The organism is Dietzia aerolata, from assembly GCF_014144865.1.
Taxonomy (GTDB): domain Bacteria; phylum Actinomycetota; class Actinomycetes; order Mycobacteriales; family Mycobacteriaceae; genus Dietzia; species Dietzia aerolata.
Window position 1 is genome coordinate 1 of record NZ_JAALDM010000024.1, and the last position, 8,925, is coordinate 8,925.

At 60.4% G+C, this 8,925-nt stretch carries 6 protein-coding genes; all 6 read left to right on the forward strand.

Annotation, left to right across the window (positions count from 1 at the left end):
* The first annotated feature begins 363 nt into the window (after positions 1-363).
* The 6 genes from G6016_RS02010 (at position 364) to G6016_RS02035 (ending at position 8,830) form a co-directional block, all read left to right on the forward strand.
* On the forward strand, positions 364-1,500 hold the full coding sequence (locus G6016_RS02010; protein ID WP_187354245.1) for a phosphotransferase family protein: 1,137 nt from the start codon (positions 364-366) through the stop codon (positions 1,498-1,500).
* A 58-nt stretch (positions 1,501-1,558) separates the two neighbouring features.
* Entirely contained in the window at positions 1,559-2,659 is a 1,101-nt protein-coding gene (locus tag G6016_RS02015; RefSeq protein WP_182631041.1) for an Rv3169 family protein, read from the forward strand.
* 34 nt (positions 2,660-2,693) lie between these two features.
* Complete coding sequence (locus tag G6016_RS02020) at positions 2,694-3,134, forward strand: (deoxy)nucleoside triphosphate pyrophosphohydrolase (RefSeq protein WP_338403475.1); 441 nt, start codon at positions 2,694-2,696, stop codon at positions 3,132-3,134.
* Complete coding sequence (locus tag G6016_RS02025) at positions 3,131-6,190, forward strand: DUF3427 domain-containing protein (protein ID WP_182631042.1); 3,060 nt, start codon at positions 3,131-3,133, stop codon at positions 6,188-6,190. The genes G6016_RS02020 and G6016_RS02025 overlap by 4 nt, the downstream gene beginning before the upstream one ends.
* 218 nt (positions 6,191-6,408) lie before the next feature.
* Positions 6,409-6,744: a hypothetical protein gene (locus tag G6016_RS02030; protein ID WP_182631043.1), complete on the forward strand. Its 336-nt coding sequence runs from the start codon at positions 6,409-6,411 to the stop codon at positions 6,742-6,744.
* A gap of 13 nt (positions 6,745-6,757) precedes the next feature.
* Positions 6,758-8,830, forward strand: a complete 2,073-nt coding sequence (locus G6016_RS02035) for a sacsin N-terminal ATP-binding-like domain-containing protein (RefSeq protein WP_182631044.1) — start codon at positions 6,758-6,760, stop codon at positions 8,828-8,830.
* Positions 8,831-8,925 lie beyond the last annotated feature (95 nt).

Genomic DNA, 8,925 nt, shown 5'->3' on the forward strand with positions numbered 1-8,925 from the left:
CTCGGAGATGGAGACCAGGTCGAGGATGCTCAATGGGACTGACAACAGACACCTTTTCTACGTTCAGCGTGACTACTCAAGGCCTCGGAGGCCCATGTCCCGAGGCTACCTATCACCCGAACTCCGTGACGAGTCATCGATCTCCTCGCCCCCGTCCGCCTGGGCTGTACGCCCGAGGCTCGGGACGGAGACAGGGCTCATCGAGAGCAACGAGTTACGACGACGACGACGAGGCGCACCGCCCCAAATCACTTGGCCGGCTGCGGGGATGCGCATTTCGAGCCGTACCTACTGTGCAGTGGGTCACACTGTGCTCATCGCGGGTCCCGCCCGCGCAGCAGGTCCGCACGAAGGGTCCACCACATGACACAGACACGCTCCGACGAACCGCTCCATCAACGCGTGACCTCCGGCGAGGCCGATCTCGACGAGCTGCGCGGGCGACTGGCCACCTGGCTGGCCGGTCGCGAGGAAGTCGATGAGGCCGCCGGGGTGGAGGTGGGCCAGGTGAGTCGGCCGGAGAGTTCGGGGATGTCCAACATCTCGGTGCTCTTCGACGCCACGTGGACCCCGGCCGATTCACAAGAGCGGCACTCCGCGCAGCTGGTCGCCCGGATGTGCCCGCAGGACGACTCCTTCCCGGTGTTCCCCGTCTACGACCTGGCCAAGCAGTTCGAGGTGATGCGGGTGGTCGGTGAGCAGACCGATCTACCGGTCCCCCGCGTTCGCTGGCTCGAGCTGGATCCTGCCGTTCTCGGCACGCCCTTCCTCGTGATGGACCGGGCCACCGGGCAGGCTCCGGTCGACAATCCCCCGTACGTCTTCGACGGTTGGCTGGTCGAGATGGACCCTGAACAGCGTCGGGAGTTCCAGCGCGAGTCGGTCGCGGCGCTGGCGGCGATCCACCAGATCGCGCGGCCCGCCGAGCTGGTGCCCTCCTTTTCCCCCGGCCCGGGCACGAGCGCCCTGCGTGCCCATGTGGACGAGCAGCGTGCCTACTACGAATGGACCACCTGCGAGGATGGCCTGCGGATCCCGGTGATCGAGCGCGCCTTCGACTGGATCGAGGCCCACTGGCCCGACGAGACGGGGCCGGACGTGCTGAGCTGGGGCGACGCCCGGATCGGCAACATCCTCTACGAGGGCACCACCCCGACGGCCGTGCTGGACTGGGAGATGGCGGCCATCGCGCCGGCCGAGGTCGACCTGGGATGGTTCCTGTACTTCCATGATCTGTTCCAGGACCTGGCCGTGACCTTCGGGTTCCCCGGAATCCCTGACTTGTTCGATCACCGTGAGGTCATCGAGCAGTACGAGCAACTGACCGGCTCCACCGTGCGCGATCTGCCGTTCTACTACGTGTACGCCGGGCTGCGGCAGGCCGTGATCTTGTCGCGGATCACTCGTCGTCGTATTCACTTCGGCGAGCAGGACGCCCCCGCTCACCCGGACGAGTACGTCCTCCATCACGCCATGCTCGCCCGGCTGATCGCCGACTGAGCGCGCCCGCCGGCCTCTCCCCCGCCGCGCCCGCGGCCGACCACATCTGAGGATCCACGTGAAACCCACTCCGCTCGACGAGTTCCCCGTTCATCAGACGCCGCTGCCGATGGCCCAGGCGGTGACGAGTGATCGGAACTTCTACGACCGCTACTACTTCAACGCGCACGACCGCACCGGCGAGGTATTTCTGGTGACCGGGTTCGGGGTGTATCCCAATCTCGGTGTGGTGGACGCGTTCGCGACGGTGCGCCACGGCGACACGCAGCGCTCGGTGCGGTTCTCCGATGCGCTCGAGTCGCGGTCGTTGGAGCCGGCGGTGGGCGGGTACCGGATCGAGGTGATCGAACCGCTGCGCCAACTCCGATTGGTCTGCGAACACCCGGACCTCTCCATGGACATGACCTGGGAGGGCTCGTTTGACGCGGTGCTCGAGGACCGGCACATTCTGCTGGAGGGCACTCGCGCGATGTTGGATGCGAGCCGGTTCGCGCAGATGGGCAGCTGGTCGGGAACTCTCTCGGTCGACGGCCACGACTTCCACGTGGACCCGGACGTGTGGCTGGGGACCCGCGATCGCTCGTGGGGGATCCGCCCCAGTGGCGAGTCGGATCCCCCGGGGCGGTGGGCCGCCGAGCCGCGTGAGGGGTTCTGGTGGACGTACATTCCGCTGCGCTTCGACGACTACGCGATGGTCGTGATCCTGCAGGAGAGCCCCGACGGGCACCGGACGCTCAACCACGCGAGCCGGGTGTTCGCGAACGGTCAGATCGAGCAACTCGGCTGGCCGCGCCTGGAAGTCGACTACCGCAGCGGCACCCGCCATCCCGACTGTGCGCGGCTGCACCTGACCACGCCCCGCGGCGAGCCTCTGCTGCTCGAGGTCGAGACCCTAGGCGGCGTCCCGCTGAGCATGGGCTCGGGCTACGTGGGCGACCCGGCGTGGTCGCACGGCCGCTGGATGGGTCGCGACTGGAGCGAGTCGGTCTTCTACGACATGACGTCGCCCGACATCGTGTCGATGCTGCCGTTCAACACCGTGGATCACGTGGCCCGCGCGACCTGCAACGGCGACGTGGGCTGGGGCCTGTTCGAGCACGCCAACCTGGGCCGGCACGACCCGTCGGGATTCGCCGACTGGGGCGATATGGCTAAGTGACTGGCTCCCCTGACGATAAGGTCTACTCCCGAATGTGAAGCGCGCTGACAAGGGAGCTCAATTGCCGCGGATCGAAGTGGTGGCGGCAGTCTTCTATCGGGATGGCAAGGTGCTCGCCTGCAGACGAGCACCTGGCAAGTCCGCGGCCGGCAAATGGGAGTTTCCAGGCGGGAAGATCGACGACGGCGAGACCCCCGAACGCGCACTGATTCGCGAGATCCAGGAAGAGCTAGGGATCTCGGTCTCGGTTGGCAGTCTCGTCGATAGGACGGTAACTACGGTCGGCGACCTCGACATTGACCTGGCCTGCTACCTCGTCACGTCTGCATTGGCACCGGCCCGTAGCTCCGATCACGATGAATTGCGCTGGCTACCTGTCCCCTCCCTTTCATCGATCGACTGGGCGACACCGGATCTCCCTGCCGTAGCGGTCCTTACGTCTCCCGCCTTCGCGCCTGTCTCGGAACAGCCATGAGTGCGCCGTTGCCTGACGGACTCTACGAGTCGGTCATCACCCCGCGCCTTCAGCAGCGACTAGATGCGACTACAGGGTCCAGAAGAATCGTTAATCTGGATCCGGTCCTCGCTCCAGAGGTCCTGGGGCGACACGTCGGCGATGCGGTCCAGAGATTCTTGGAGTCTGTCGACCACGACAAGCGACTCGAAGCAGTTGAACGGTTCCTCGGCGTTCTCGACTCCGATGCCGACGATCTTGCAGGCGGATCGGTCCTTCAGTCCATCTACCCCGCCGGGCGAAAAGAACCTCGTCGACCTTCGACTCCGCTGTCCGAAGGGGCGCTTCTTACCAATGCTCGGGACGAGCCTGGCTTCGGGAACGAACTCGCCCTCGAGATGGAATCGGCTGACGAAGTCGACCTGCTGTGCGCTTTCGTGAAGTTCACTGGGGTGACGGTTCTAGCTCCCCAGTTTCAACTACTCGCCGAGCGTAAGATAACTCCACGGGTCCTCACGACTACTTACATGGGTGCAACGGACCGACGAGCGCTCGATGTCCTGGTGAAAGACTACGGCGCTCAGGTCAAGGTGCGCTTTGAGAAGGCCTCCACCCGACTGCATGCAAAAGCATGGCTCTTCCGGCGGCTTTCCGGGTTCGACACCGCGTACGTCGGCAGTTCTAACCTCTCTCGCTCGGCGCTCGTGGACGGGCTCGAGTGGAACGTTCGACTGTCCTCAGTGGCGCACGCGGCCCAAATGGCCAAGTTTGAGACGGTTTTCGACTCGTACTGGAACCTCGCAGACTTCGAAATTTATGACCCTGATACCGACGCAGACAAGTTAGACAGAGCGCTCGAGGAGTCGGGTGGGCGCAAGTCGAGCTCTGTTCTAGTCACCCTTTCAGGCTTGGAAGTACGCCCGTTCGGTCACCAACAGTTGATGCTCGATGCGCTTGCGACCGAGCGAGAAGTGTTCGACAACCACCGGAACCTTCTCGTCGCTGCCACCGGGACCGGAAAGACCGTGGTCGCGGCGCTCGACTATCGCGCGATGGTGGAGAAGGCCGATGGCATTCAACCCTCCTTGCTGTTTGTCGCTCACCGTAAAGAGATCCTCGTGCAGGCACTTCGGACATACCGGGCCGTGCTCGGCGACGGGTCTTTTGGCGAACTGTTCGTTGGGGGCGAGCGTCCGCGCCACTGGAAGCACGTATTCGCGAGTGTGCAGTCCCTTGACCGCGACGAGGCCGCTCGTGCCAACTGGGACGTCCTGGTCATCGACGAGTTCCACCACGCCAAAGCGTCCAGCTATCGGCGCCTGCTGACGCGATTCACCGCCTCGGAAACCCTTGGGCTTACCGCAACGCCTGAGCGCGCAGACGGTGTTGACGTCCGAGAGTTCTTCGATGGCCGCACCGCGTATGAGCTGCGCTTGTGGGACGCCCTCGAGCAGGATCTCCTGTGCCCATTCCACTACTACGGCATTTCCGACAACACCGATCTCCGCGATGTCGAGTGGACCGCAGGTCAGTACAGCCCAGGGGCGCTGTCAGCGCTCTACACCGGCAATGATGCCCGGACCTTCCTCATCCTCAAAGCTCTTCGCGAGAAAGTTCTCGATCCCAATCGAATGAGAGCACTCGGCTTCTGCGTCTCGGTCGACCACGCGAAGTACATGGCGAAAGCGTTCACTGCGCGTGGCATCCCCTCCGCTGCCATCGTTGGCACCACCGACCCCGACGAGCGTCGCGCTCTGGTCGAGCAACTCAAGTCGGGAGAACTGCGTTGCATCTTCACTGTTGATGTCTTTAACGAAGGCGTCGATATCCCGTCGGTCGATGTTGTCTTGATGCTCCGCCCCACCGCTAGTTCAACCGTGTTCATTCAACAGCTCGGACGCGGACTGCGTCGCTCCCCTGGCAAAGCAGTACTCATCGTCTTGGACTTCGTGGGCCAGCATCGGGCTGACTTCAACCTTGCTGGGCGGTTCCACGCGATGACCGGGTTGTCACGACGACGGCTCGAATCCGATCTGGACGTGGGCTTTCCTTCTCTTCCCGGCGCGTCTCGTATCGTTCTCGATGAGGTGTCGCGAGACGAAGTGCTGCAGTCAATAAAGGCGGCAGTGAAGGCCAACACGAAACACGCTCTAGCGAAGGACCTGCAGTCGCTCGGTGCCGTCCCCAAGCTGGCAGAGTTCCTTAACGAGACCAACCGCGAACTGGACGATATCTACCGAACTGATCGTTCTTGGACGACGATCGTGTCAATTGCGACAGGGAATGCGGCGCCCGAAGGACAGGAGAAGAAGCTTCTCAAGAGACTACAGCGGTTGAGGACGGTCGACGATCTCGAACGAATTCGGGAGTACACCCGAGTCAGCGAAGGCATTTTGGCTGGCCAAACCTTCTCCCGTGGCGATTTGTGGGCGTCGATGCTCATCGACTACCTCCTACCCTCGCAATCGACGCCTGACTTCGCGCAGACAGTCGCGGAACTTGCTGAGTATCCGCGCTTGTTCGAGGAGCTTGTTCAGCTGATGGAGGCATCTACGAGGAACATTCACCATGTTCCCCTACCGCTGGACGGCAGTCTCGCAGATCTGCCCTTGCGCTCCCATGCGAGCTATAGCCGCGAGGAATTGCTGTCAGCGCTGGATTGGCGCGGCAAGGACGGGAGGCCGCAGGGCTCCCGCGAAGGTGTCGCCTGGTCCGAGACTCATCAGACTGACCTCTTCTTCATCAACCTCCACAAGGACGAGAACGTATTCAGCCCATCTACGATGTACCGCGACGTCCCGGTCTCGCCAACGCTGTTCGACTGGGAGTCGCAATCAGGTACATCGCAGACTTCTAGGGCCGGCCGCCGCTACCTTAGCCAGCGGAAGAACGGCACAAGCGTCTTGCTGGCTGTTCGAAACTCACCCAAAGACGACGTCACAACCGCGCCCTTCATCCTTCTCGGCAATGCCGACTACGTGTCCCATTCTGGCGAGCGACCCATCCAGATACGCTGGAAACTTCGACGCCCCATGCCGGCCGACCTCCTGGCTCAAGCTTCCGCCCTCGGAATATGAAGAACGACTGCGTGGTTGCCCGTCAGCCTTGGCGTTCTAGGCGCCACCTCGCGCCAGACGGTCAGGTAATTTCCACTCAGTGAACGTAATCCATACCTGCGTAACCCGAATCGAGGTATGAACGCGCGGAAGTGCAAGATCGGTTAGATTATGTGGAGCGACTGAACCACATGCCACACAGGGTCGCGTCCAAGCAGCCAGCAATGAAAGGGTATTAAGTGTCGCGCCGCATTGAGCTAACCGATAGAGTGCAACGAATTGAATCGATTGAGCAAAAACTTGGCATTACAATCCAATCGATATACGCGGTGTGGACATCGGACGAGTACAGTCAGCAACTGACGGTGAACTTCGATGTCCTGGGCGGGTCAGCCGATCTTGACGATGGAATCAGCCTCGTCGCATCGGTGTACAACGACAAGAACCAACTGATTGGAACCAGCCAAAGCTTCATCGACGAAGAGTCGTTCGTCGGTTTCGAATCTATCAGCTTAACGCTTTTCGACGTGCTTGAGCCGCCAGCGCTGATCCGGGTCACTCCGAAACCTTTCTAAGGACGTTCCAGTAGTGGAAATTTTGCATCGGGTCCGCAGCGAGCTTCTGTCCGAAGCCGCCGCATCGCCCGCCATGCTGACCGACATCGCCGGCCTCGAGCGCTACGTTTCCGAGTCCTATGCGAATCGCACGTTCATCGAATTACTTCAGAATGCGGACGACGCTGGCGCTCGCGACGTAGCCTTCATGCAAGGACGCGACTGGGTGCTGGCAGCGAACTCGGGCAAGGTATTTTCCGAACAGGATTTCCGTAGCATCTGCCGAAGTGCCTCCTCTAGAAAATCGCGCGGGGAGTCAATTGGGTACCGCGGCATTGGATTCAAGTCGGTCGTCGGGCTCGCAACCAGAGTGCATCTTATCAGTGGTGAGTTATCCGCCACGTTCGATCGCGAACTTACGCGTGCGACCCTTGGACTTTCCGACGTACCCGTCCCTCTCGTGCGGATCCCGCACCCGATAAGCCTGAATGACGCCTATCTGAACCAGACGATTCAAACGCTGAAGGAACAAGGACACCAGACTTTCTTTATCCTCTCCGGGATTGATAGCGTCCAGGTCGAGAACGAGTTCGAGAAGTTTGATTCCGACCATCTTCTTTTCCTTAGGAATGTGGAGAACGTTCGCACTTCATTCGGCCGGGAGGAATCTTTCTCCTGCCACCGAAAGATCCTGGATGACGGATCAGTCGAACTCGCTACAAGTTCTCCCACCAGTAGAGAAACCTGGAGAATTCTATCTGGCGATGACGTGTCGGTAGCAATCTCAACGGAGTCTGGGGTAGCGGTCCCGCTCAAGAGACCAGAGTCACTAGTCCACGCTTTTCTGCCAACCCAAGAAGAGACAGGTATTCCCGCCCGAATAAACGGCGATTTTAGCACCGATCCATCGCGCACTCGGGTCGTTCTTGACAACGACACTGATTCGCAATTGGATAAAGTCGCCAAACTTGTCAGTAGAATTATTTCGACAGCTACATCATCCAGTTCTGAAGCCGATATCAAACTAATTGAGTGCCTAACTCCCTATGTCGACGATGTAACGCTTCAGTTTGAGCGGTCCAGCTTTCGCGTTGCACTCGCCACCAAAGTTCGCTTCCAACTCACTCCATTGAGGGATCGTTTTGCCCTCGGGCCCGCTTGGCTTAATGAAACGGATTCGAAAGCGCTTGTGGGTCCGGTCGGCAAATCGGTCATATATCGCGATCTAAGTAACCCGTCCCCTCTCGCCAACTTAGCAGCTTTCTGCGGGTCAGAAACCGCAGGACCTGACGCCGTAATGCAGGCAGCACAGGATGACGCGATTAGCCCGAGGGGTTTCGCTCAACTAATTGGGCATGTTGTGGCTTCAGTCATCCCTACGAGCGTCAGATTCGAGGATTTGAGCGCACTTCCGAAATGGCCAACATCGGCGGGATTGACGCATTTGAATTCCGTGGCAGAGAATGCACTGATCTTGGACGGGGACTTTCTCGAATGGATTGAAGAAGCTGGTCTCGAACCCTCAGCTCTTCGTCGCCGCTTGATAGGCTTTGACGCACGCTTAGATAAGGCATTCCCGAGCACAGTTGCGACGGTTCAGAGCGCGCGTGAAACAGGGGTAACTGCGAGGAACACCACCGCCGGAGCCCCCAGCTTTGCAGATCCGTTTGCCCCGACGGCCGCGAAGCGCACCGACGTTCCAAAGTCGCAGAATGCTCTTCTAAAGTGGCGCTCAGCCGAAAATACCGTTCATGAATTCTTAGAGAACCAACTCGGATTTCGGGTAGAAGATCGAACCCGGCAGAACGTCGGATACGACTTGTGGGCCCAAAGTGAATCCGAAGAGTTCTACGTTGAAATTAAATCTCTTTCCTACCCTGGACAACCATTTGCGCTGACTCCAAACGAGGATTCTTTCGTCCGAGACCACGGCAGTCAATATGTGCTCGCCCTCGTGCTCCGCACAGATAGCGAAGTTAGCATCCAGTTCATAAGATCTCCGCGCGACTCACTGCGCTTCGAACGGCAATGCAGGCAGTGGGTTTGGGAGTGCAGCCAGTACCAGTTTGAAGCGCAGTTCGTGCTTTCCCTACAACGGTCGCGTTAGCTGTTGGCCAGGCCTCGTCGGGTTCCCAACCGGACCGCGCCCACCCGGCCTTAACCCCGCTGATTCATGGAGTGTGAGGACGGCTTCTGCCGGGT

Bases quoted from the DNA above. Each gene is read 5' to 3' on its own strand.
- G6016_RS02010 (WP_187354245.1), top strand. From the start codon at position 364: ATGACACAGACACGCTCCGACGAACCGCTCCATCAACGCGTGACCTCC.
- G6016_RS02025 (WP_182631042.1), top strand. From the start codon at position 3,131: ATGAGTGCGCCGTTGCCTGACGGACTCTACGAGTCGGTCATCACCCCG.